The 22,426-nt window shown below is 66.4% G+C and carries 21 protein-coding genes; 5 read left to right on the top strand and 16 right to left on the bottom strand.

What is annotated here, in order from left to right:
• Nucleotides 1-32: 32 nt before the first annotated feature.
• The 3 genes from ACP7AR_RS14565 to ACP7AR_RS14555 all read left to right on the top strand — a co-directional run bounded on the left by ACP7AR_RS14565 (nucleotide 33) and on the right by ACP7AR_RS14555 (nucleotide 3,271).
• Nucleotides 33-1,301 (top strand): sensor histidine kinase, encoded by a 1,269-nt coding sequence (locus ACP7AR_RS14565; RefSeq protein ID WP_426187209.1) that lies wholly within the window; start codon nucleotides 33-35, stop codon nucleotides 1,299-1,301.
• Nucleotides 1,298-1,960 (top strand): response regulator, encoded by a 663-nt coding sequence (locus ACP7AR_RS14560; RefSeq protein ID WP_426187207.1) that lies wholly within the window; start codon nucleotides 1,298-1,300, stop codon nucleotides 1,958-1,960. The genes ACP7AR_RS14565 and ACP7AR_RS14560 overlap by 4 nt, the downstream gene beginning before the upstream one ends.
• A gap of 126 nt (nucleotides 1,961-2,086) precedes the next feature.
• On the top strand, nucleotides 2,087-3,271 hold the full coding sequence (locus ACP7AR_RS14555; protein ID WP_426187205.1) for an MFS transporter: 1,185 nt from the start codon (nucleotides 2,087-2,089) through the stop codon (nucleotides 3,269-3,271).
• Here ACP7AR_RS14555 and ACP7AR_RS14550 read toward each other — a convergent pair.
• Genes ACP7AR_RS14550 through ACP7AR_RS14515 form a run of 8 tightly spaced genes read right to left on the bottom strand, consistent with a single transcriptional unit; the run spans nucleotide 3,268 to nucleotide 11,224 of the window.
• Complete coding sequence (locus ACP7AR_RS14550; RefSeq protein WP_426187203.1) at nucleotides 3,268-4,437, bottom strand: thiolase family protein; 1,170 nt, start codon at nucleotides 4,435-4,437, stop codon at nucleotides 3,268-3,270. The two genes, ACP7AR_RS14555 and ACP7AR_RS14550, sit on opposite strands and share 4 nt — an antisense overlap.
• A 52-nt stretch (nucleotides 4,438-4,489) precedes the next feature.
• Entirely contained in the window at nucleotides 4,490-5,170 is a 681-nt protein-coding gene (locus ACP7AR_RS14545) for a substrate-binding domain-containing protein (RefSeq protein ID WP_426187201.1), read from the bottom strand.
• Between the two features lie 14 nt (nucleotides 5,171-5,184).
• Nucleotides 5,185-6,156 carry an aldo/keto reductase gene (locus ACP7AR_RS14540; protein ID WP_426187777.1) on the bottom strand — a complete coding sequence of 324 codons (972 nt, stop codon included), beginning with the start codon at nucleotides 6,154-6,156 and terminating at the stop codon, nucleotides 5,185-5,187.
• Nucleotides 6,156-7,109 (bottom strand): Gfo/Idh/MocA family oxidoreductase, encoded by a 954-nt coding sequence (locus ACP7AR_RS14535; RefSeq protein ID WP_426187199.1) that lies wholly within the window; start codon nucleotides 7,107-7,109, stop codon nucleotides 6,156-6,158. Before ACP7AR_RS14535 ends, ACP7AR_RS14540 begins: the two co-directional genes overlap by 1 nt.
• Before the next feature lie 33 nt (nucleotides 7,110-7,142).
• Complete coding sequence (locus ACP7AR_RS14530) at nucleotides 7,143-8,549, bottom strand: protocatechuate 4,5-dioxygenase subunit alpha/beta (protein ID WP_426187197.1); 1,407 nt, start codon at nucleotides 8,547-8,549, stop codon at nucleotides 7,143-7,145.
• A gap of 2 nt (nucleotides 8,550-8,551) precedes the next feature.
• Nucleotides 8,552-9,487 (bottom strand): amidohydrolase family protein, encoded by a 936-nt coding sequence (locus ACP7AR_RS14525; protein ID WP_426187195.1) that lies wholly within the window; start codon nucleotides 9,485-9,487, stop codon nucleotides 8,552-8,554.
• A 2-nt stretch (nucleotides 9,488-9,489) separates the two neighbouring features.
• On the bottom strand, nucleotides 9,490-10,182 hold the full coding sequence (gene ligK, locus ACP7AR_RS14520) for a 4-carboxy-4-hydroxy-2-oxoadipate aldolase/oxaloacetate decarboxylase (RefSeq protein ID WP_426187193.1): 693 nt from the start codon (nucleotides 10,180-10,182) through the stop codon (nucleotides 9,490-9,492).
• 10 nt (nucleotides 10,183-10,192) lie between these two features.
• Complete coding sequence (locus ACP7AR_RS14515) at nucleotides 10,193-11,224, bottom strand: amidohydrolase family protein (protein ID WP_426187191.1); 1,032 nt, start codon at nucleotides 11,222-11,224, stop codon at nucleotides 10,193-10,195.
• A gap of 120 nt (nucleotides 11,225-11,344) precedes the next feature.
• On the opposite strand from ACP7AR_RS14515, the gene ACP7AR_RS14510 reads away from it, so the two are divergent.
• The gene (locus ACP7AR_RS14510; protein WP_426187189.1) at nucleotides 11,345-12,262 is read left to right on the top strand and encodes a LysR family transcriptional regulator; all 918 of its coding nucleotides are present in this window, start codon (nucleotides 11,345-11,347) and stop codon (nucleotides 12,260-12,262) included.
• Here the strand turns inward: ACP7AR_RS14510 and ACP7AR_RS14505 are convergent.
• From ACP7AR_RS14505 to ACP7AR_RS14475, 7 genes are all read right to left on the bottom strand, one after another.
• Nucleotides 12,259-12,909: a nucleotidyltransferase domain-containing protein gene (locus tag ACP7AR_RS14505; RefSeq protein WP_426187187.1), complete on the bottom strand. Its 651-nt coding sequence runs from the start codon at nucleotides 12,907-12,909 to the stop codon at nucleotides 12,259-12,261. The two genes, ACP7AR_RS14510 and ACP7AR_RS14505, sit on opposite strands and share 4 nt — an antisense overlap.
• A gap of 102 nt (nucleotides 12,910-13,011) precedes the next feature.
• Entirely contained in the window at nucleotides 13,012-14,619 is a 1,608-nt protein-coding gene (locus ACP7AR_RS14500; RefSeq protein WP_426187185.1) for an ABC transporter substrate-binding protein, read from the bottom strand.
• Nucleotides 14,616-15,518 (bottom strand): alpha/beta fold hydrolase, encoded by a 903-nt coding sequence (locus tag ACP7AR_RS14495; RefSeq protein ID WP_426187183.1) that lies wholly within the window; start codon nucleotides 15,516-15,518, stop codon nucleotides 14,616-14,618. The genes ACP7AR_RS14500 and ACP7AR_RS14495 overlap by 4 nt, the downstream gene beginning before the upstream one ends.
• A gap of 28 nt (nucleotides 15,519-15,546) precedes the next feature.
• Nucleotides 15,547-16,410, bottom strand: a complete 864-nt coding sequence (locus ACP7AR_RS14490) for an ATP-binding cassette domain-containing protein (protein WP_426187181.1) — start codon at nucleotides 16,408-16,410, stop codon at nucleotides 15,547-15,549.
• Nucleotides 16,407-18,380 (bottom strand): dipeptide/oligopeptide/nickel ABC transporter permease/ATP-binding protein, encoded by a 1,974-nt coding sequence (locus tag ACP7AR_RS14485; protein WP_426187179.1) that lies wholly within the window; start codon nucleotides 18,378-18,380, stop codon nucleotides 16,407-16,409. Before ACP7AR_RS14485 ends, ACP7AR_RS14490 begins: the two co-directional genes overlap by 4 nt.
• Nucleotides 18,380-19,312 (bottom strand): ABC transporter permease, encoded by a 933-nt coding sequence (locus ACP7AR_RS14480; RefSeq protein WP_426187775.1) that lies wholly within the window; start codon nucleotides 19,310-19,312, stop codon nucleotides 18,380-18,382. Before ACP7AR_RS14480 ends, ACP7AR_RS14485 begins: the two co-directional genes overlap by 1 nt.
• 138 nt (nucleotides 19,313-19,450) lie before the next feature.
• Complete coding sequence (locus ACP7AR_RS14475; protein ID WP_426187177.1) at nucleotides 19,451-19,930, bottom strand: MarR family winged helix-turn-helix transcriptional regulator; 480 nt, start codon at nucleotides 19,928-19,930, stop codon at nucleotides 19,451-19,453.
• 157 nt (nucleotides 19,931-20,087) lie between these two features.
• On the opposite strand from ACP7AR_RS14475, the gene ACP7AR_RS14470 reads away from it, so the two are divergent.
• Nucleotides 20,088-21,203, top strand: a complete 1,116-nt coding sequence (locus ACP7AR_RS14470; RefSeq protein ID WP_426187175.1) for a CapA family protein — start codon at nucleotides 20,088-20,090, stop codon at nucleotides 21,201-21,203.
• Nucleotides 21,204-21,217: 14 nt separating this feature from the next.
• On the opposite strand, the gene ACP7AR_RS14465 is transcribed toward ACP7AR_RS14470, so the two are convergent.
• Entirely contained in the window at nucleotides 21,218-22,423 is a 1,206-nt protein-coding gene (locus tag ACP7AR_RS14465) for an MFS transporter (RefSeq protein ID WP_426187173.1), read from the bottom strand.
• Nucleotides 22,424-22,426: the final 3 nt, after the last annotated feature.

The following is a 22,426-nucleotide window of genomic DNA, read 5'->3' as shown; positions in this document are numbered from 1 at the left end:
GAGATGCACGGGTGACGCGTAGAGTCGAGGCCGTGTCGAACCAGCGCAGCCGCAGCACCTCCTCTAATGAGGAGGAGCTGCGGCTTCCGCGTCCCCCCGGGATCATCCGCCGCTTCTGGGCACGGCATCCGATACTCGCAGACGTCCTCATCGCACTCATCTGCCTGCTGCTCTCGATCGCGCCGGCCACGGTCTTCGGGCCGTACGGATCGGAGTCGGACGGATCCTCGATCGTCGCCGGCGTGACCATCTCGATCCTGGTCCTCGGTGCGTGCGCCTTGCTGCTGCGGCGGCGGCAGTGGCCGGTCGTGGCCTTCGTCGCGGCCTACGCGGTGGCCGTCGCCTATCTGTTCCTGCTCGACCCCGCCGGCGGTCCGCTTCTCCTGGTCACGAGCTATGCGATCGCGGTCTACCGTTCGACACGTGCGGCGTGGATCGGATTCGGGGTCGGCATGGGCTCGCTGACCCTGATCGCCGCCGTGCTCCAGCTCACCGGCGTCGTCACGCTCCAGTCCGCGTTGAACGCCGTGATCGGGCAGCTCACGCTCGCGTTGATCGGCACGCTCATCGGGGTGAACGTCGGAGGTCGCAAGCGCTATCTCGAAGCGGTGATCGACAGATCACGTCAGCTTCTCGTCGAACGCGACCAGCAGGCTCAGCTCGCGGCATCCGCAGAACGCGCCCGCATCGCGCGAGAGATGCATGACATCGTCTCGCACTCCCTGACCGTCATCGTCGCGTTGTCCGAGGGCGCGGCGGCCACCGGAGATCAGGAGCGCGCGAGGGATGCCGCTACCGCAGCGGCCGCTACTGCGCGCGGCGCCCTGACGGAGATGAGATCGATGCTCGGAGTTCTGCGAGACGGCACCGGCGATGTGCCCCTCGCTCCGATGGAGTCTGTGGCTCCACATGCCACCGTCGCAACCGCGCAGAACGCGGGGTATCCGGTCACCCTCACGACCATCGGGGAGCCGAACATGTCAGCGGCCGTGAGCTTCGCGGTGGGCAGGATCGTGCAGGAGGGGATCACGAATGCCATGCGCCACGCTCGCGGTGCGACCAGGATCGCCGTGCACATCGACTACTCCACCGACCCGGTCGTCATAGAGATCGAGAACGACGGCGTCACCGGTCTGATCGGCACGACCGGCTTCGGACTCCGTGGTCTCAGTGAGCGCGCCGCGCATGTGAGCGGCTCGTTCCGCTCTGGACCGGCCGGCGACCACCGTTGGATGCTGCGCGCCGAGCTGCCCGCGGCATCCGAATCGACCACGTCCGACCGACCCGAGGATGCCCAGTGACAGACCCGATCCGTGTACTTCTCGTCGACGATCAGGAGCTGATCCGGGTCGGGTTCCGCCTCGTCCTCGAGGCCGAGGCCGACATGACCGTCGTGGGCGAGGCCGGGGACGGCGACGAGGCCGTCAGACGGACGAAGGAGCTTCGCCCTGACGTCGTCCTCATGGACATCCGGATGCCCGGCGTCGACGGGATCGCCGCGACAGAGACGATCGTCAGTGCGATGCCCGACACCCGCGTGCTCGTGCTCACCACGTTCGATCTCGACGAGTACGCATTCGGAGCGATCCGCGCCGGAGCGAGCGGTTTCCTCCTCAAAGATGCCCAGCGGCACGAGATGACCTCTGCCGTGAGGGCGGTGCACCGCGGGGACGCCGCGCTGTCGCCGCGCGTCACGCGCCGACTCCTCGAGCATCTCGGGCCGCGCCTGCCCGCGGCAGAAACAGCGTCTGATCCCACGGCCGCTCTCACTGATCGCGAACGCGATGTGTTCCGGGCGATCGCCCGCGGCCTCACCAATACAGAGATCGCTCAGGAGCTGCATCTGAGCGAATCGACCGTCAAGACGCACGTGAGTCGGGTGCTGATGAAGCTCGAGGCGCGAGATCGGATCCACGCCGTGATCCTCGCGCATCGATACGGGGTGAGCGAGGAGGGGTAACTCACAACGCGCTCGGACGCGCGATTCGCGGAGTTGCGTCTGCACATCTACGGTGAGATTCAACGGGCGAATATGTGAGCATGCCACTTGAGAGGACCGATCATTCCCGATTCTGAACGGCCCCGGATGCTGCACAGCATCCTCGCCATCGTCGCTCTGTGCCTCGTCGCGGTGATGATGCGGCCGGCGATATCGGCCGTCGGTCCACTGATCGACCGGATGTCCGCGGACACCGGCATCCCTCTCGCGCTCCTGGGCGCGCTTTCGACGATCGTCCTGATCACGTGGGCCGTGGTGTCACCGTTCGCACACGGCATCGGGCGGCGTCTCGGGCTGGGAGGTGCCGTGCTCGCGGCGCTCGGCTTGCTCGCCGTCGGCCTGATCGTGCGATCGCTGCCTGGCTCGAGCGTGTGGCTGTGGGTCGGCACCGGTCTCATCGGCATCGCACTCGCGATCGGCAACGTCCTGATGCCCGCCGTGATCAAGCGGGATTTCCCGTTGCGCGTGCCGATGATGATGGGCGTGTACTCGGCGCTTCTGGGCGGAGCAGGCGCCGTGGCATCGGGGCTCGCCGTTCCACTCGCAGAACTCAGCGGCGGCGACATCGGGACGGGGTGGCGGATGTCGCTCCTCCTCACCGGCGGCGCCGTGCTCCCCCTCGCGATGATCACCTGGTGGCTCGCGAGCCGACGCTCGGTGCGAGTGCCGACGGTCGGGCGTGCCCCGCGGCTCGGAATCTGGCGCGACCCGGTCGCATGGCTGGTGGCCGGCTACATGGGCGTGCAGTCGACGAGCTTCTACGTGCTGGTGACCTGGCTCGCCTCGGTGTCGCTCTCGACCGGGCGCGGTGCCGCGATCGCGGGCGTCGACGTCATGGTCTATCAGCTGTTCTCGCTGGTCGGAGCCCTCGCCCTTCCGCTCGCCATGCGCGGCCGCGGCGAGCGCATCGCGCCGGCCTTGCTGCCAGCCCTGGGTATCTCCGGGATCGCCGGGCTCATGATCTGGCCGGGAACGATCGGATTCTGGGTCGTGCCGCTCGGCCTGTTCTCCGGCGCATCGCTCGGGATCTCTCTGACTTTGATGGCGCAGCGCGCACGTGACCACAGCACGTCATCCGCACTGTCAGGCATGTCGCAGTCCGTGGGATATGCCATCGCCGCGATCGGTCCGGTGCTTTTCGGTGCGATGCACGCGGCCACCGGCAGTTGGACCGTGCCGCTCACGATCCTGCTGGTGGCGATGACGCTGCAGGCGGTGATCGGCGTCTTCGCCGCACGCGACCGTTTCGTTCTCGAGCGCGCGTCGTCCTAGCGCTCCAGCACGAGCGCAAGCCCTTGACCGACGCCGATGCAGATCGCGACGACCGCGACGCCTCTGCCTCGACGACGCAGTTCGTGGGCGGCGTGGCCGACGATGCGGCCGCCCGATGCGCCGAGCGGATGGCCGATCGCAATGGCCCCGCCGTGGATGTTGAGTTTCGCCGGATCGAGATCCGGCCAGCCGCGCAGGCAGGCGATCGACTGCGAGGCGAACGCCTCGTTGAGCTCGACGAAGTCCACGTCGGCCCAGGTGCGACCGGCGCGGGCAAGCGCCTTGTTCGCGGCTTCGATCGGCGCGATCGGAAAGTCGTCAGGGTCGACGCCGTGCGCCGCACGGCCTGTGATGCGAGCGAGAGGCTCGATGGGCAGCGCGCCTTCCCCGCCGAGCAGCACCGCCGAGGCACCGTCGTTGATCGATGAGGAGTTGCCTGCCGTGACGGTACCGTCTTCGGCGAACAGTGCACGAAGCCCAGCGAGCTTCTCCACGGTCGACCCGTCGCGGATGCCCTCGTCACGCGTCATCTCGGCCCCGGGAACCTGCACGATCTCCTCCGCGTAGACGCCGTCTGCCCAGGCTTCGGCGGCGAGTTCGTGCGAGCGCACCGCGAATGCGTCCTGATCTTCGCGGCTGATCCCGGCCACCCGTGCCGCCTTCTCCGCGGCCTCGCCGTTGGATATCGTCCAGTGCGTCGGCAGCGCGGTGTTCGTCATCCGCCATCCGATCGCGGTGTTCCACATCGTCTGGTTGCCGGTCGCGGGGTACGGCTTCGCCGACTTCTCGACGACGAACGGGGCGCGACTCATCGATTCCACGCCGCCCGCGAGGATGATCTCCGCATCCCCCGATTCGATCGCCCTCGCGCCCTGGATGACCGCCTCGACGCTGGAGGCGCAGAGCCGATTCACGGTGACGCCGGTGACGGTCGTCGGGAACCCCGCGAGCAGCGCGCCCAACCGTGCGACGTTGCGGTTGTCCTCACCGGCCTGGTTCGCGGCTCCGAAGATGACGTCGTCGACACGCGCGGGGTCGAGGCCCGTGCGCTCGACACTCGACCGCATCACGAGCGCGGCCAGATCATCGGGGCGGACGCCGGCGAGCGCACCACCCGCACGTCCGAACGGAGTGCGCACTGCGTCGTAGATGTAGGTGGGGGTCATGTGGTTCCTCCGGGTACAGTCTGCTCCTCGAGCGACGCTACCGCGTCAGGGGTCAGAGCGCCGTGAAAGCGTGGGCGGCTTTGGTGCGTGCGGCGTCGTCGGAGGCGAAGAATGCGAGGACCTCGGCGGCGCGCGTCGGCTGGGAGGATGCCGTCGCGACGGCGCCCGCGAAGACCGTGTCGATCGCGCAGCCGTCTGGCATGACGCCGAGGATGCGGACACCCGGCTGTCCGACGAGTTCGCTGAGCTGCTGAAAGCCGAGATCGACATCGCCGTCGGCGAGAGACCTGGCCACCGGGACGCCCGGCTTCGCCTGCACGAGGCGGTCGCCCAGCTCGGACGTGAGCCCCCAGTCGTCGATCATCTTCACCAGCGCAGTGCCGCTGGGTCCTGTCGAGTAGCCGATTCGATTCGCTGCGCGCAGCGCCTCGCGTACACCGGATTCGACGGCGAACGCCGGGCCGTCTGGCCGCGCGGCGGGATCGGACGCGTCAGATCTCACGGCCACCGCGACCTGTGAGAGCACCAGTGGGGTGACTGTCGCAGCATCCACATGCCCGGCATCCGCCAGCTTCGCGAGCGCGCCGTCGGCGAGGACCACCAGATCGAACGACTCCCCCGCGGCCACGCGCTGCACGGCATCCACCCCGCCGACGGACTCGACGGTCACTTCAGGCAGCCCGGCGCTGACGGCCAGTGCCGTCAGGTCGGCGAGCACGTGCCGAGTCGCCATCGACGAAATCGCCTTCACGCGGCGTCCTCGAAGGATTCGGTGTCGACCTCGGATGCCGGCCCTGGCGCGTATCGCGGGCCGGAGACGGTCGTCGTGTCGATCAGTTCGCCCGCTCGTGACAGCAATCCCTCGTGCACAGACATGGCGATGGCGGCCTCGTTCTCACGCACATGATCGATGCTCGTCGTTCCCGGGATCGGCACGACATGCTCACCACGCGAGAGCAGCCAGGCGAGGGCGAGTTGCGCCGGAGTGCATCCGGCCTCTGCGGCGAGTTCACGCCACGCCGGCAGCAGCGCGGCGTTGGCCGGCCAGTTATCCGGCAGGAAGCGGGGCATCGCTCGACGGATGTCCTTCTCCACCAGATCGGAGGGGTCTGCGACCGAGTCGCTGAGGAACCCGCGGGCCACAGGCGAGAACGCGACGAGTGCGACCCCCGCCGCACGCGTGGCCTCCAGCATTCCGAGTTCCGGGTTACGGCTCCACAGCGAATACTCGTTCTGCACTGCCGCGATCGGCGCGACTTCCTGTGCTTCCCCGAGTCGGGCGACCGACACCTCGGACAGTCCGATGGCTCCGATCTTCCCCGCCTCGACCGCGTCGGCCAGCGCCCTGACACTGTCTCCGATCGGCACCTTCTTGTCCCAGCGGTGCAGGTAGTACAGGTCGATGTGGTCGACACCCAGCCGCGCGAGCGAAGCGTCCACTTGCGCGCGCAGAGTCTCGGGTCGCCCGTCGATCACGCGCACGCCATCGACCATCGCCAGCCCACCTTTGCTGGCGAGCACGACCTCGTCGCGTCGTCCCTTCAGAGCCTTGCACACGAGCTCTTCATTGCGGCCGCCGCCGTACAGCGTCGCGGTGTCGAGGTGCGTCACGCCGCTGTCGAGGGCCGCGCGCAAGAGCGCGAGGCCCTCTTCCTCGGACGGCGGGATGCCGTAAGCGTGACTGAGGTTCATGCACCCCAGGCCCATGCGGGGAAGCATCACGCGAGCTGCTCCTCCAGTTGACCGAGCACGCGGTAGCAGTCGATGACCTGGCGCAGCGATGAGTTCAGCTCGCGGCCCTCGCGGATCGCGGCGATGAACTCGCGGTCCTGCAACTCGATGCCGTTCATGCTCACAGCCACGTGCGAAACGTCGATCTGCTCCTCTTTGCCGTTGAAGAGGTCGTCGTAGCGGGCGATGTAGGTCGCCGTGTCGCCGATGTAACGGAAGAACGTGCCGAACGGCCCGTCGTTGTTGAACGACAGCGACAGGGTGCAGATCGCGCCGGACTCGCTCTTCAACTGGATCGACATGTCCATCGCGATGCCGAGCTCGGGGTGGATCGGCCCCTGGATCGCGTTCGCCTGCACGATCTTGCCCGCCTGGTACGCGAACAGATCGACCGTATGCGCGGCATGGTGCCACAGCAGGTGGTCGGTCCATGAGCGCGCCTCACCCTTGGCGTTCGTGTTCGTGCGCCGGAAGAAATACGTCTGCACATCCATCTGCTGCACGTTGAACTCGCCGGCAGCGATCTTGTCGTGGACGAGCTGGTGCGACGGGTTGAAGCGGCGCGTGTGACCGACCATGGCCACACGGTCAGTCGCTTCCGCCACGGCGAGGGTTGCTTCGGCATCCGCCAGCGAATCCGCCAGCGGTATCTCGACCTGCACATGCTTGCCGGCAGCGAGCACGGCCTGCGTCTGCTCGGCATGCAGGCCGGTCGGTGTGGCGAGGATCACGGCATCCACGTCGTCTCGCTCGAGAACTCCCTCGAGCCCGACGACCGCGTTCGCGACGCCGTACTGCGCGGCGACAGCATCCGCCTTCTCCTGCGAGGTGGCGCTGACGACGGTCACCTCGGCGCCCTCGATGTTCTTCAAGCCGTCGAGGTGCTTCATTCCGAAGGCACCGTTGGCGCCGACGACGGCGACGCGGATCTGGTCGGTCATTCGCTCTCCCTTTCGCAGTCCGGTATCAGGATGTCAGGCGTTCGCCACGGCCGCGGTCTCCGCGGGCTCGGGGGCAAGCACCGACTCCGCGGGCTCGGCCACGCCCGCCTCGTCATCGGCGATGGTGGTCTTGCCGACCGGGTTGCTGAGAACGAGATGCCCGACGGCGGTGTTGGATGCCGGCACATGATAGAACCGGTGGTTCATCTCCGGTGCCTCTCCGCCGAACTGGTCATCCATCGCGCCGCGGGCGATGAGCCAGTCGACGAGCTCGATGCCCTCGGATCCCGCCTCATCGACGTACTCCATGTGCTGCCATTCGGTCAGGCCGAGCGGGTCCTCGATGAGGTGATCGAGGAACGCGTTGTCCCACTCCTCGTTGATGAGGCCGGCACGCGGACCCTGCAGCTGGTGGCTCATGCCTCCGGTGCCCCAGATCTGCACGTTGAGCTCTTCGCCGTCCCACTTGTCGAGTGCACGGCGCAGCGCACGGCCGAGCTCGTAGCAGCGACGGCCGGAGGGCACCGGGTACTGGACGACGTTGACGGCGAGCGGGATGACCTTGACCGGCCACTGCTCATCAGGACCGATCTCGCCGAAGACCAGCGACAGCGGCACCGTGAGGCCGTGGTCGACGACCATCTCGTTGACGAGTGTGAGGTCGAAGTCATCCTGGATCACCGACTGCGCGATGTGCGCGGCCAGCTCGGGATACCCCTTGACCGCTGGAACCGGACGCGGTCCGTAGCCCTCATCTGCGACCGGGTAGTCCGCTCCGGTGCCGAGCACGAAGGTCGGGATGATCGAGGCGTCGAACGCGGTGGCGTGGTCGTTGTAGACGAGGATGACGACGTCGGGCTTCTGCTCCTTGGCCCACTTGCGGGTCCACTGGTAACCGTCGAACACCTTCTTCCAGTACGGCTCCTCGGTCTTGCCGAGGTCCATCGCCGCACCGATCGCCGGAACGTGCGACGTGAACAGGGCCGAGGTGTACTTGGCCGGTGCGTTCGGCCGGAATGTGTCGGCTTTCTCACCGGGGGCGGGAGGGGTCCAGCCGTCGAGGTCCTTGAGGCGGTTGCCCTCCGGGCGGCGTCCGCCGCCGACCATCATGTCGCGGTAGGCGGCCTCGCTCATGCCGGTCATGGATCCGGCCATCTGCTGGAAGCTCATCCCATGCGTGGCACCGATCTTGGCCAGGAAGTAGATGTTGCCGCCCTCGTCGATCATGGTGTTCATGTCCATGTCGAGCACGGCCTGCCGCTGCCGCGGGTTGAGCGGCCATTCATCGAGGTAGGCCGCCTGGTCGGCGAGGAAGCGCACGCGGTTCTCCGGCTTCATCAGCGACATCGCGAACTGGTTCAGGTGGTAGCCCTTACGAGCCTGTTCTGCGTCGTAGATGGTGGTGCCTGGGACGTTCTTGTACGGCTTGTCGAGTGCCATGATCATGCTCCTTCTTGCCAGTAGAGGCGGCGCGGATTGTCGACGAGCAGCTTCTGCTGCAGGTCGGGCGTCGTCGCGATCTGAGGGATGTAGTCGACCAGTAGCCCGTCGTCGGGCATGTGGTCCTTGAGGTTGGGGTGGGGCCAGTCGGTTCCCCACAGCACGTGGTCGGGAAATTCCTCGACCACGCGACGGGCGAACGGCACGACGTCGGTGTAGGCGTGCTGCTCACCATCCAGGGCGCGCGGGCCGGTGACGCTCAGGCGCTCGGGGCACGAGACCTTGGTCCACACGTTGGGGTTCTCACGCATGAACCGCATGAACAGCTCGAACTCCGGGCCGTTCGGGTCTTTGGTCACGTCGGGCCGGCCCATGTGGTCGACGACGACGTCGGTAGGGATGCTGGAGAAGAAGTCGTAGAGCTCTGGAAGGTCTTCCGCCTCGAAGTAGATGACGACGTGCCATCCGAGCGCGGCGATCTTCGCGACGATCTCCTGAAGCGAATCGGTCGGCACCCGGTCGACGAGACGCTTGACGAAGTTGAAGCGCACTCCGCGCACACCAGCCTCGTGGAGCTCTGCGAGCTGTTCGTCGGTGATGTCGCGTCGCACGGTCGCAACGCCACGGGCGCGGCCACCGCTGCGGAGCAGTGCGTCGACCAGAGCGCTGTTGTCGGCACCGTGGCAGGTCGCCTGCACGATCACGTTGCGATCGAACCCGAGGTGGTCGCGCAGGGCGAAGAGCTGATCCGCCGATGCGTCGCAGGGTGTGTACTTGCGCTCAGGGGCGTAGGGGAACTGCTCGCCCGGCCCGAAGACGTGGCAGTGCGCGTCCACCGCGCCGGCCGGCAGGCGGAACGTCGGCTTCGTCGGGCCCTCGTACCAGTCCAGCCAGCCTTCGCTCTTGGTGAAGTCACCCGTGGTTTCGCCGTGCGCCATCGTCAGTCCTCCACGTATTCCAGGCCTGCGGCGGCCAGCGGCTCGCGCATGCCGTACAGGTCGAGTCCGAGCACGCCCTCGCGGAACTTCTGGCGCTTGGACTCTTCGTTGTCCTCGCGCTTCTGGCTGGCATCCGCCACCGCGCCGACGAGCTCGCGCGGCACCACGACGACGCCGTCGACATCGGCGACGACCACATCACCCGGGTGGACAAGCGCGTTCGCTGCGACGACCGGGACGTTCACGGAGCCGAGGGTCGCCTTGACCGTGCCCTTGGAGTTGATGGCGCGGGAGAACACAGGGAAGTCCATCTTCTCGAGGTCGGCGACGTCGCGGACGCCGCCGTCGATCACCAGGCCCTTGCATCCGCGGGCGGTGAGCGAGGTGGCCAACAGCTCGCCGAAGAACCCGTCTTCGCTCTCGGTGGTGCAGCCGGCGACGATCACGTCGCCCTCCTGCACCTGCTCGGCGGCGACGTGGAACATCCAGTTGTCACCCGGCTGCAGCAGCACGGTGACGGCGGGGCCGCACAGCTTCGCACCGTTGTAGGCCGGGCGGATGTACGGGCGCATGAGGCCGACACGACCCATCGCCTCGTGGACGGTCGCGACGCCGAACTGCGAAAGGCGCGCGACGTCGTCCGGGTCGGGTCGCTCGATGTTCGTGCGGACGATGCCGAGGTTGTTCAGTCGCATGGTGTTCCTTTCACAGCCCGCGCGCGGAGAGTGCGCGGTCGAGGCGCGGGTATACGCGGCGGGCGTTGCCCTCGAACACCTGCCGGCGCTCTTCCTCGGTCAGATTCGGAGTCGCGTCGACGTAGCGTTTGGTGTCGTCGAAGTAGTGGCCGGTGCGCGGGTCTATGTCGCGGACAGCGCCGATCATCTCGCTGGCGAACAGGATGTTGTCGGTGGGGATGACATCCGTCAGCAGGTCGATTCCTGGCTGGTGGTACACGCAGGTGTCGAAGTACACGTTGTTCAGCAGGTGCGTCTCGAGCTCTGGCCGGCCCAGTGCCATCGCGAGCCCGCGGAACCGACCCCAGTGATAGGGCACCGCGCCGCCGCCGTGCGGGATGACGAGCTTGAGGTCGGGGAAGTCCCTGAACAGGTCACCCTTGAGCAGCTGCATGAACGCGGTCGTGTCTGCACCCAGGTAGTGGTCGCCGGTGGTGTGGAACACATCGGGGCGGCACGTCGTGCTGACGTGCACCATCGCGGGGATCTCGTACTCGACGAGCTTCTCGTAGATCGGGTACCAGGAGCGGTCGGTGAGCGCGGGCGCGGACCACTTGCCGCCAGAAGGGTCGGGGTTGAGGTTGACTGTGACGGCACCGAGTTCCTCGACGGCGCGGGTCAGTTCGGCGACCGTCGTCTTCGGGTCGACGCCGGGCGACTGCGGCAGCATTGCGCCCATGAGGAAGCGGTCGGGGAACAGTTCGCGGACGCGGGCGACGAGGTCGTTGCAGATGCGCGCCCACGTCTCGCTGACCGCGAAGTCGCCGATGTGGTGGGCCATGAAGGAGGCGCGAGGGCTGAAGACGGTGATGTCGCTGCCCCGCTCGTTCATGAGCTTGAGCTGGTTGGCTTCGATCGTCTCGCGGATGTCGTCGTCGCTGATGTGCAGGGATGCCGGATCCGGCGCCTCGCCATTGCCCTTGGTGAACGCGATCTGCAGGTCACGCCAGTCGCCCAGTTGTGCGGGGGCGGTCGTGTAGTGGCCGTGGATGTCGATGATCAACGCGTGTCGTCCTTGTCACTCGGAGGCTGTCGCACAGGTGCTGCTGTTCCCGACTCTAGGTCGGGTGCTGTATATAGTCCAATAGATGTGAAGGACGTTCCCCATAGAGAGGATCGATAGATGTCACTGGCGGATCTGAACCAGCTGCGGACCTTCGTCGTGCTCTACGAACTGCGCAGCGTGACGGCTGCAGCAGAGCGGCTGCACGTCACACAGCCGACCGTCAGCTACACGCTGCGGAGGCTGCGCGAGAAGTTCGGTGACGACCTGTTCCGCCGGGAGGGGCACGATATGGTGCCGACAGCGAAGGCTACCGCCCTGTTCGCGCCGCTGCATGAGGCCCTTGCCCAGATCGACGAGACGGTGAGCGATCCGGAGGCGTTCGAGCCGGCCGGCTTCAGCGGCGAGCTCTCGCTCGGGCTCACCTCGATCGGTGAGCAGACGTTCCTGCCTCCGATCATGGCGGCGCTCGCTCGCGCAGCATCGAGTCCGCATCTGCAGGTGGCGCGCCTGGACTCCGATCAGGTCGAGGACGGTCTCATCCGCGGCACGATCGACCTGGCGATGACCGTGTCGATGATCGGCAGCCCGCGGCTGTGGCGCACGCACGTGCGCGCGGTCGAGTACGTGGCGCTCTCCTCGGGAGAGCATCCGCTCCCCGACACACGGCCGGACATGTTCGACGGCCGTCGCTTCGTGCGCGTCTCGGCACGCGGCGGACACGTGTTCCCGCTGCAGGTGCTGACAGAGCACGCACTCATGCCTCAGGTCGCTCTGACGGTCGAGGAGTATGCGACGGTGCCGGCGGTGCTCGAGGCGACGGATCTGGTCGTGCTGCTGCCGCGGCACGTCGCCGAGGTGTTCAGCGGCTGGTTCCCCGGGCTGCGGATCGCCGAGCTCCCCTGGCCGGGCCAGAGCACGCCGGTGTCGCTCTACACGCGACGCGAAGCCAGCCTGTCGCCAGCGCAGCGGTGGTTCAGGTCTGTGGTGCTGGATGCCGTTGCGGCGGGTGAGTACCGCACGTCACGCGCGGGCTAGAGCTTCTTGCGGTTCCAGCTGGCCTTCGCAGGAGCGAAGGGGCTCCGAACGTGGATCGCCCAGGTCGAGTGGGGGTGGATGCGCAGCAGCGCTGTCTCGTAGAACGACATCGCGGCTGCGGAAAGAGTCGGCAGGACCGCATCCTTGTCCACGGTGTCCTCGGCGCGAGGACGCAGGGCCTTCCACACCAGCTGCACCTCCGGGGAGCCGGTGGGGATGCCGTCGATGTCGAGCACAGCGCGATCCCACGGCAGAGTGAGTCGAGGGTCGCGCTTGTAGACCCAGGCCCGTGGGGCCCCGTCTTCGGCGTTGACCTGGAGCACCCAGGATTCCTTGGCATCGTCGCAGATGAGCACCGGCTGCAGATCGGCATCTTCGGGAGCATCCGCGAACGGCACTATCTCGTCCTCGCCGGGTACCCACGCGCTGAACCCCTTCGGAAGGCTCGCGACCAACTCTGCGAGATCCGCGGCGATGACGCTGACGTCGATGTTCTCGCGGTCGCGGATCGGATGGCCGACCCAGCGGTCGAGCGCGACGCCGCCCGACAGCCACCAGCGGACGGATGCTGCGGCGAGGAGCCGCACGACCGCCTGAGGATCGAGCGGCGCCCAAGGCGTCGACGTGGTGGGTGCGGAGGAGGGCATGGGACGAGGTTACCCGCAGGCGATCATCCGGAGGCCCGCCCCTCACCGGTCGTGCCAGGAGAGGACCGCGGCGCGCCTTCCGCTACGGTCCCCTCCCCTGTCTTACTGCACGGGCTGCCAGTTGTATTCGGGCTCAGGCCCGACCGGCAGCATCACCGGGTTCTTGGCCGAGGAGTTCACGTTCGTGACCTTCTGCCCGATGTAGTTCACGAAATAGCCGGTGAGGATCGGGATCGAGAACGATGCCTCCTGCCAGCGTTCGCTCATCTGCTGGTAGATCTTCTCGCGTTCCTCGCCGCCGACGGTGAGGCTCTCGGCGTACAGCGCCTCCATCTCCTCGTCCATGACTCCGAACGGATTGTTCATCGATCCGGCGCTGCGGAACGGCCGATACGAGTTGGCGACGTCACCGTTCGACGCCCAGAAGCTCGCCTCGTACTCCTTGGATTCGAGCTTCTCGCTGAACGAAGGGATGCTCACGGCATCCACGACGAGATTCACGTCGATGCCGATCTCTGCAAGAGAGCTCGCCACCGCCTGCGCGATCTGCGACTGGTTGTCCTGCACGCTGCTGTCGAGCACCGACATCGTGAAGCCGTCCTCGTAGCCCGCCTCAGCCATCAGCTCCTTCGCGCGATCGAGATCGAACTCCCACCCGATATCGGGGTCGTGCCCCTCAAGGCCCTCGACGACGAACTGGTCACTCGGAGACATGTACTCGCCACCCAGCGCCGCCACGATCGATTCGCGATCGATTGCGAGGCCGATCGCTTCTCTCACACGCGGATCGGCGAGGGCCGGGTTCACTTCGCCGTTGACGTCGTGCAGTCGCAGTTCCCAGTTGTAGAACGGCGCTGCCGCCACGGTGAGGCCCGCGGCTTCCGCCGCGTCGGCGAAGAGCGGCGAACCGAGGCCGAAGTCGATCTGGCCGGTCGATGCCGCATTGAGCACGGCGTTCGGATCGGTGATGATCTCGATGGTCACCCGATCCCACATCTGTGCGTCGGGGTTCCAGTAGTTGGGGTTGAGCGTGTACACGTACTCCGAGTCAGGCACGGATGCCTCGGCATCGTAGATGTACTGGCCGGCCCCATCCATGACCTGGAGAAGGGAATCCGGATCCGCGAGCCCGTCGGGACCGATGACGTTCCCGAACATCACCGTCTGCGTCAGCGAGAACGCCGCATCAGCCCATGGCTGCTCATAGCTGATCCGCACCGTCTGCTCGTCGACGGCTTCGATGCTCGAGATCGGGCCGACGCGAGGAATCTGTCCTCCGCCCGCGCCCAGGAAGTACTCCATCGATGCCTTCACGGCTTCAGCGTCGAGCGGCTCGCCGCTGGCGAACTCGAGCCCTTCTCTCAGCGTGAACTCGAATTGGCGGTAGTCGTCGTCGACGAAGTCCCACTCCGTCGCGAGAGACGGCTGCAGACTCCCGTCGGGGGCCTGATAGATGATCGGGTCATAGGCGAGCACGGTGAAGATCGAACCGCTGGCCGTGCCCTGCAGGGCAGGATCAAGGCTGATCGGAGCTCCTCGGAACTGCAGAGCGAGCTCTTCGCCCCGCTCTGCCACCGGTTCGTCGTTGCCGGCAGCGTCGTCGGCACTGGTGGCGGGACCACATGCGGTGAGGCCTGCGATCAGGGCGAGGGATGCGGCGACCGCCCCCCACCGCAGACCCCGGCGCTGATCCCATGTCAGCTTTCTCATACTGTGTCTACTTTCGTGTGATCGATGATCGGTCGCCGCTCGGGTAGGGCGGTGCCGTTGACTTCGTCCATGTAGAGACGAACTTCGCGAATGAGGCGTTCGGGGATCTCCCTGGTCATGTAATGCCCCTCACTCTCGAAGAGAACGGCCTTGGAATCTCGGACGTTCATGACGCCGCGGAGCGACGACTCGGGCGAGACGATGCCGTCGCGCATCCCGGCGAGCATGAGGGTCGGAACGGTGATGGTGCGCAGCACGGCGGCGAGCTCATCGTTCGTCTTCGCCTCGGGGAACGGCATCCCCTGATTGATCTGCGACTCGTCGTCGTCTCGCGCCATCGCACTCTCGATCGCGCCGTCGATGAGCCGGTCGCGTTCACGGCGGCGCTCGGTCTCGTCTTCGTGCAACCAGCCGCCGAGCTTCTCGAACTGCACCCGCATGGCGTCGACATCGCCCTCCATGCGCGCACGGATGGCCTCACGACGCCCCTCGGAGGAGTCGGTCACACCGAAGCGGTCGTGCGGCGTCCCGACGACGGAGACGAACGCCTTCAGTCGCTCCGGGTGCCGGACGGCGATGTACCAGCCGATACCCGCCGAGTGCGAAGCGCCGGTGTAGACGAACTTGTCTATGCCCTTCGCATCGGCGAAGGCGACGACGTCATCCGCCCACTGCGCCAACCACCCTTCGGCGGGTATCCCGTCCGCCCGGGAGGATCGGCCGAAGCCGCGGGCTTGGATCGTGAAGACCTTGTACTCCGTCGGAGCCTCGGAGAGTCGTTCGGGGTATCCGTCGAGTCCCGAATATCCCATCGCGCTGGACAGGATGATCTCGGATGCATCGTCGGGGCCGTACTCGTCGAACCAGAGTTCGACATCGGCGAGCTTCTGAATGGGCATGGAACCTCCTTGCGGGCTGAGCCCGTGGTCATCGAATACTGCTGGCGATCGCGTCGGTGCGGGCCGACAGACCGGCCTTCTCTCGGGCGGCTGTCCGTCGCGCCTGCACGACGGGATCAGGAACGGGCGCGGCATCCAGAAGCAGGCGCGTGTAATCCTGCTGAGGATCGCGATAGATCTCTTCGGCACTCCCCCGCTCGACCACGTGGCCGCCCTTGAGCACGACGATGCGATCGGAGAGGTAGTGGACGATCGACAGGTCGTGCGAGATGAAGAGGTAGCTCGCTCCGGTCTCGCGCTGGAGCTCGGCCATGAGGTTGATGACCTCGGCCTGGATCGAGAGATCGAGAGCGCTGACCGGCTCGTCGCATACGACGAGCTTCGGCGCGAGGATCAGCGCCCTGGCGATGGCTATGCGCTGCTTCTGACCACCGGAGAACTGCGCCGGAAACCGCTGGGCGGCATCTTCGGAGAGCCCCACGCGGCACAGCATCTCGTACACGCGCTCACGCACCACCGCCTTTGGCGCCGGTTCATGGATCTGCACGGGCTCGGCGATGGAGTATCCGATGGGCTTCGTCGGATCGAGCGAACTGTGCGGGTCCTGGAAGATGACCTGCACGTCTCGCGTCAGCGCGCGCCGCTGCGCTCTCGTCAGCGAACTGACATCGGTGCCGCGGTACCGGATGATCCCCTCGGTCACCGGAGCGAGCCCGAGGATCGCCTTCCCGATCGTCGATTTACCGGAGCCCGACTCACCGACGAGCCCCAGCGTCTCGCCGTCGGCGATGTCGAAGCTGACGTTCTCGACTGCGCGCGTGCGCCGACGGCCTCGCCGATACTCCACCGCGAGATTCTCGACTTCGAGCACAGGGTGCTGTTCAGCGCTCACCTGGCCACCTCCAGCGCCTCTTCACGAGCGACGCGAGCGGCATCGATCCGGATGCATCTCGCCGTGTGATCCTCCTGCACGCTCACCAGTGGAATCCGACCATCACGGCAGGCCTCGGTCGCCAGTGCGCAGCGCGGCGCGAAATGGCACCCGATCGGCCATCGTCCTGCGGGTGGCACCATCCCTCCGATGGTGGGGAGCGGGACGCCCTTGGGCGCATCGTGCGGGTTCGAGCGTTGCAGGGCTTGGCTGTACGGGTGCAGGGGGTCGCTGAACGCGCGTTCGACGGTGGTGCGTTCCACCACCTGTCCGGCGTACATGACCACCGCGTGGTCGCAGATGTCAGCGACCACACCCCAGTCGTGCGTGACGAACAGGATCGCCATTCCGAGCCGGTTCTGCAGCGCACGGAGCAGATCCAGGATCTCCGCCTGCACGGTGACGTCGAGCGCCGTCGTCGGCTCGTCGGCGACCAGGAGCTGCGGACGTCCGGCCAGTGCGATCGCGATCGCGATGCGCTGCGCCATGCCACCGGACACCTGGTGCGGATAGAGTTTGGCGACCTCTGGGGGATTCGGCAGGCGCACAGCCTCGAGCAGCTCCAGCGCACGACGGCGTGCTGCACGCCAGCTGACCTTGTGCTGCGCGCGCACCACTTCGGCGATCTGGAACCCGATCCGGAACGTCGGATCGAGAGCGACCATGGGCTCCTGCGAGATCATCGCCATCTTCGTGCCTCGGAGCGCGCGGTACTGCCGGCGCGTGTAGTCCGAGATGTCGACGCCATCGAACCAGATCTGCCCGGAGACGACTCGGCCGCCCTCGGCGAGCAAGCCCAGCACGGCCATCGCGGTCACGGTCTTCCCCGATCCCGACTCGCCGACGAGCCCGACCGTCTCACCCTTGCGGATGTCGAAGCCCACACGGTCGAGCACCACGACCTCGTTCTCACCGGCACCGAATGCCACGGTGAGATCCCTCACGGAGAGAAGAGCCGTCTCGTCGGCCGGCATGACGGTCTCATCCGGTACGGCATCCGCTGCCGGGGTCATCACCTCTGCGGCAGGGCGGATCACGGGGCTTCTGGTGCCGCGCACCGGTCGCTCGATCCTCTCGGCGTTCGCATCGCGGACAGCATCCCCGAGAAGGCCGAAGGCGAGGGTCGTGAGCACGATGATCCCCGATGTCGGGACGATCATCCAGCTGAAGTACTGCAGCATCGACGAGGCCTCGCCGACCATTCCGCCCCAAGTCGGCGCCGGTGGTTGGGGACCGAAACCGAGGAACGCCAGGCCGGTCTGCACCCCGAGGGCGATCGCGCCCAGCATGGCCGCCTGGACGATGATCACTCCGAGCGTGCGTGGCAGAACATGGCGCACCAGGATCTGCGCGTTCGTGAGGCCGGTCGTGCGCGCTGAGTCCATGTAGAGCTCTTCGCGGACGCCCAGCACGACGCTGCGGATCACGCGCGCGGCACTCGCCGAGACGAGTACGCCGTAGACGACCATGGCGGCGAACATGCTGTTCTGGAAGATGGCGAGCACAGCGAGCGTCACGATGATCCCCGGAATGGCGAGGCTGATGTCGATGCTCCGCATCACCAGCCAGTCGAACCATCCGCCGAAGTACCCGGCCGCGATGCCGATCGGCACCGCGAGTGCCAGGGCGACGATGAGCGCCTGCGCGACTCCGAGAAGCGATTCCTGACCGCCGTAAAGCAGTCGGCTGTAGATGTCGCGACCGAGCGCGTCGGTTCCGAGCCAGTACTCGGCGGACGGCGTCAGTCGCACCGAATCAAGATTCTGCGTCAGCGGATTGTGAGTCGCGAGCACGGGCGCCATCAGCGACATCGCGATCACCACCAGCAGGTACGCGATCGATACCGCCCCCATGGGCTTGCGCAGCACGTCGACGAAGAGACTGCGGCGATTGCTCGCGATGACACGGGGCGAGCCTTGACGAGAAGTCATCAGGCGGTCCTCACCTTCGGATTGAGCACGCCATAGAGCACGTCGACGACGAGACTGATGACGACGGCGATCAGGGTGAAGAGCACCCCGATGCCGAGAAGGACGGGCAGATCGTGGTTGAGCGTGACCTGGGTCGCCAGGGAACCGAGGCCGGGAAGGACGAAGACGTTCTCGATGAAGACGGTTCCTGTCAACGCCGCGACGGCGCCGATGCCGAGGATCGTGATCGAGGGGATCGCCGCGTTCTTCAGGACGTGGCGGACGAGGATCGACGTCTCCCCGACACCGTTCGCTCGCAGAAAGCGCACGAAGTCCTTGTTGAGCGCCTCCTTCGCCGAGTCGCGCATCTGCTTCGCCACCAGCGTGGTCCCGCCGAGGCTGAGCGCGATGACCGGCAGCACCAGTGCCCATATCCAGGGCCCGACCCCGTTCTCGATGGGCGTGTATCCCGTGGCGGGGAAGATTCGCACGGTGACGGCGAAGAGCGAGACGAGCAGGATGGCGATGGCAAAGCTCGGCACCGCGAGGCCGAACAGCGACACCGCATCGAGAACGCGCCCCACGACGCCGCCGCGAAGCGCGCTCAGCAGACCGAGTGAGATCCCGGCCGCCGCGATCACGAGTGTCGACAGCAGCGCGAGCGAAGCTGTCACAGGGAATCTTCCCGCGAGGATGCTCACGACGGGTTCGCCGCTGTAGATCGACGCTCCGAGGTCGCCCCGCACCGCGCTCAACGCCCAGTTCAGGTACTGCTGGTACCACGGCAGGTTCAGGCCGAGCTGCTCGCGGAGAGCAGCGATCGACTCCGGCGTCGCCGTCTCTCCGAGGATCGCTCTGGCCTGGTCACCCGGCACAAGCGAGGCGAGTACGAACATGATCACCGAGACGACGATGATCATCGGGATCACGAGCACGAGTCGCCGTACCAGCATCGGGATCACGAATCAGCCTCCTTGCCGACTTGCCGTGCTCACCACTTCGAACACGTGTATCAAGTAACTAGATACTATTGAATGCGCTGAGTCAAGACATCGCGAGAAGATTCCCGCGGACGAACGGCGCGACGCGGGTCAGCTCCGACGCGACACCGTGGAGATCGGGCTCCCGAGGCCGTCCGCAGCCAGGCGCAGAAGCCTCATGAAGTCAGCACGCTCTTGCGGTGCCATCGCTTCGCACATCTGATCCTCGAGCGCGTTGGCGTGCCCCTCGCAGGCGTCGACTATCCGGCGGCCCTCGGGCGTGAGCTCGATGAGGAGCACTCGCCCGTGATCGCTCGATGGTCGGCGCGACACGAGCCCCTGCGTCAGAAGGCTCTTCACGATCTGATTGCCGCCCTGCGCCGTGACAGCCGTCCAGCGCGAGATCTCGGCACTGGACAGGCCGGGCATCCGCTTGAGCACGAACAGCACGGTGTACTCCGCGTCGCTGATGCCGTACTGCTGGAACTGCTCGGTCAGCTGCGCTTGGTAGGTCCTCGCGACATGACGCAGGACATGCCTGAGCGTCGGGTCAGGACTGACAGATGGGGACGCGAGCAGTCGACGAGACATAAATCGATCAAAGCATTGTTCAGCCGCCGTACGTCGCAAGCGCCGCACATCGGCCGCGTCCGCTGGATACAACCGACCCGATCTACGCTGACGCTGGTCATCCTTGTGCCACTGCCCACATCACAGTAATATCAAGCAACTTGATTTAAGGATGTTCATGAACACACGCATCGTCGCGGTCGGCGACATCGTTCTTCAGTACGACGACCCCAACCCCTACTTCGCCGCCAGCGCGCCCGTGACCCGTAATGCCGATGTGGCCATCGGCCAGATCGAAGTGCCCCACACCACCGAGACCGCGGTGACGGCGCTCACTGTTCCGGCACCACCCGCGAAACCGGAAGACCTAGAAGCGATGTCTCGCGCCGGATATGACATCGCGACCGTCGCAGGCAACCACGCATTCGACCTCGGCGAGCGCGGCGTCATCGACACGCTCGCCGCCGCACAGTCGTACGGCATGGTCACGACCGGGACGGGCGCGAATCTCGCGGCTGCGATGGTACCCGCGATCGTCGAACGGGGCGGCATCCGCGTCGGCGTGCTGAGCTTCAACTGCGTCGGCCCTCGCGAGTCGTGGGCCACCAGCAGAAAAGCCGGAGCGGCATTCGTCAAGGTGCTCACCCACTACGACCTCGACGACCTCAATCCCGGTAACCCGCCGCAGATCTACACCTTCGCCGACCGCACATCGTTGGGCCAGATGACGGATGCCGTCACGGCGCTCGCGGCGGATGTCGACGTCGTGGTCGTCGCCTTGCATAAGGGATACGGCCACACGCCGGCGCGCATCGACGACTACGAGTACGAGATCGCGCACGCTGCGATCGACGCGGGCGCCGACGCGGTCGTCGGACATCATTCGCACATCATGCGCGGCATCGAGATGTACCAGGGCAAACCGATCTTCCATGGTCTCGGAAACTTCGTCACCGTGACCGACGCGCTCACCCCCGCAGAGGACAATGATTCCGAGGAGTTGAAGGCGTGGGCCAAGCGCCGCATCGAACTGTACGGATTCGCTCCGGACCCGAAGATGCCCGGCTATCCGTTCCACCCGGAGAGCCGCAACACGGCGATCGCTGTGCTCGACTTCGACGGCACCGAGATCCATGCCGGCGTGATCCCGTGCTGGATCGATGACAGCGCATCTCCCGTACCGCTCGCCGAGGGCGATCGCGATTCCGTGCTCGCCTATATCGAGGACATCTCCCGTCGCGCCGGCCTGGACACCCGGTTCACGTGGGACGGGGACGTCGTACGGCTTTCCTGAGGACGCCGTCTCCGCTATCCCTCACCCTCAGACGGCTCCCCACGCACTCTCGACCACACCCATCCGGCGGCGAGAAGCGCTGCCACACCGCCGACCGCCAAGGCGAGACGACCGGAGCTGAGGTCGATGATCCAGCCGAGAAGGAGCGCACCGAACGGCACGACGCCGTAGTTGCCGATGTTCATCAGCGACATCATCTGACCGATGTTCGATGGCGCCACCGCCAGCTGAGCGGTGGCGTTGAGCACGCTGTTGTAGAAGCCGATGCCGAGCCCCAGCAGTGGAGCGGCGATGAGGAACGACATGAGCGAAGGCGCTGCGGCGTTGATGAGCACGGTGGCGCCGAACCCCACCAGCGCGACGGCGACCATGACGGGGCGGAGCCGGACGATCGACGCGGCCACGAAACCGCCGACGATTCCGCCGACCGCATTGAGCGCGTGCGCCATCCCGGCCGCGGCACCGTCGCCGTTGAAGTCGATGGTCACGATCGACGTCAATGTCACCATGAAGTTCAGCGACAGCAGTGCGATGAAGACGTTCGTGATCAGGAGGGTGACGATGATGCGGTTGCGCAGGAACCGCATCATCGGCAGCCGCTCTGCGGCTCCGCTCGTACGCCGAGAGTGGAACCGCTGGGGTCGGATGAGCGCGAGCATTCCGAACACGAGCAGGAACGACACCGAGTTCACGACCATTCCCGGAACAGCGCCGAAGGCCTGGAAGAGGATGCCGGCGAGGCCGGGGCCGATCGAGCGCGACACAGCGACCGTGACAGTGCTCAACGCGACACCCCTCGAGAACAGGTGAGGACCGACCAGTTCGAAGATGATGGTCTGCGCCGCGACCCGCTCGAAGGCCTGGGTGCTGCCGAGCGCCGCGACGATTCCGTACAGCGCGGGAAGTGCCGGATCCGGTGACGCCACGATCACGGCGAGCACTGCCACGAGGGCGGCAGAGATCAGGGATGTCGTCATCAGAACTGTGCGCGGCCGGAACCGGTCGGCGATCCGCCCGGCAGGAATGCTGAACAACAGCATCGGCAGGAACTGCGCGATCGTGACGCCGCTCAGCGCCCGCGCGCTCCCGGTGAGGTCGAGCACGACGAGCGAGAGCGCAAGATTCTGGAACCAGGTTCCGGTCAGCGACAGTGTCTGGCCGGCAAAGTACAGCGAGTAGTTCCGTTCACGAAACGGTTCGAAGACGCCTCCGAGGCCCACCCG

Source organism: Microbacterium sp. TWP3-1-2b2 (assembly GCF_049896145.1).
Taxonomy (GTDB): Bacteria; Actinomycetota; Actinomycetes; order Actinomycetales; family Microbacteriaceae; genus Microbacterium.
The sequence above is the reverse complement of the archived record's forward strand: the minus strand, read 5'-3'. Positions and strand labels throughout refer to the sequence as shown.

Bases quoted from the DNA above. Each gene is read 5' to 3' on its own strand.
- ACP7AR_RS14555 (WP_426187205.1), top strand. From the start codon at position 2,087: ATGCTGCACAGCATCCTCGCCATCGTCGCTCTGTGCCTCGTCGCGGTG.
- ACP7AR_RS14550 (WP_426187203.1), bottom strand. From the start codon at position 4,437: ATGACCCCCACCTACATCTACGACGCAGTGCGCACTCCGTTCGGACGT.
- ACP7AR_RS14545 (WP_426187201.1), bottom strand. From the start codon at position 5,170: ATGGCGACTCGGCACGTGCTCGCCGACCTGACGGCACTGGCCGTCAGC.
- ACP7AR_RS14540 (WP_426187777.1), bottom strand. From the start codon at position 6,156: ATGCTTCCCCGCATGGGCCTGGGGTGCATGAACCTCAGTCACGCTTAC.
- ACP7AR_RS14535 (WP_426187199.1), bottom strand. From the start codon at position 7,109: ATGACCGACCAGATCCGCGTCGCCGTCGTCGGCGCCAACGGTGCCTTC.
- ACP7AR_RS14530 (WP_426187197.1), bottom strand. From the start codon at position 8,549: ATGGCACTCGACAAGCCGTACAAGAACGTCCCAGGCACCACCATCTAC.
- ACP7AR_RS14525 (WP_426187195.1), bottom strand. From the start codon at position 9,487: ATGGCGCACGGCGAAACCACGGGTGACTTCACCAAGAGCGAAGGCTGG.
- ligK (WP_426187193.1), bottom strand. From the start codon at position 10,182: ATGCGACTGAACAACCTCGGCATCGTCCGCACGAACATCGAGCGACCC.
- ACP7AR_RS14510 (WP_426187189.1), top strand. From the start codon at position 11,345: ATGTCACTGGCGGATCTGAACCAGCTGCGGACCTTCGTCGTGCTCTAC.
- ACP7AR_RS14505 (WP_426187187.1), bottom strand. From the start codon at position 12,909: ATGCCCTCCTCCGCACCCACCACGTCGACGCCTTGGGCGCCGCTCGAT.
- ACP7AR_RS14500 (WP_426187185.1), bottom strand. From the start codon at position 14,619: ATGAGAAAGCTGACATGGGATCAGCGCCGGGGTCTGCGGTGGGGGGCG.
- ACP7AR_RS14495 (WP_426187183.1), bottom strand. From the start codon at position 15,518: ATGCCCATTCAGAAGCTCGCCGATGTCGAACTCTGGTTCGACGAGTAC.
- ACP7AR_RS14485 (WP_426187179.1), bottom strand. From the start codon at position 18,380: ATGACTTCTCGTCAAGGCTCGCCCCGTGTCATCGCGAGCAATCGCCGC.
- ACP7AR_RS14480 (WP_426187775.1), bottom strand. From the start codon at position 19,312: ATGCTGGTACGGCGACTCGTGCTCGTGATCCCGATGATCATCGTCGTC.
- ACP7AR_RS14475 (WP_426187177.1), bottom strand. From the start codon at position 19,930: ATGTCTCGTCGACTGCTCGCGTCCCCATCTGTCAGTCCTGACCCGACG.
- ACP7AR_RS14470 (WP_426187175.1), top strand. From the start codon at position 20,088: ATGAACACACGCATCGTCGCGGTCGGCGACATCGTTCTTCAGTACGAC.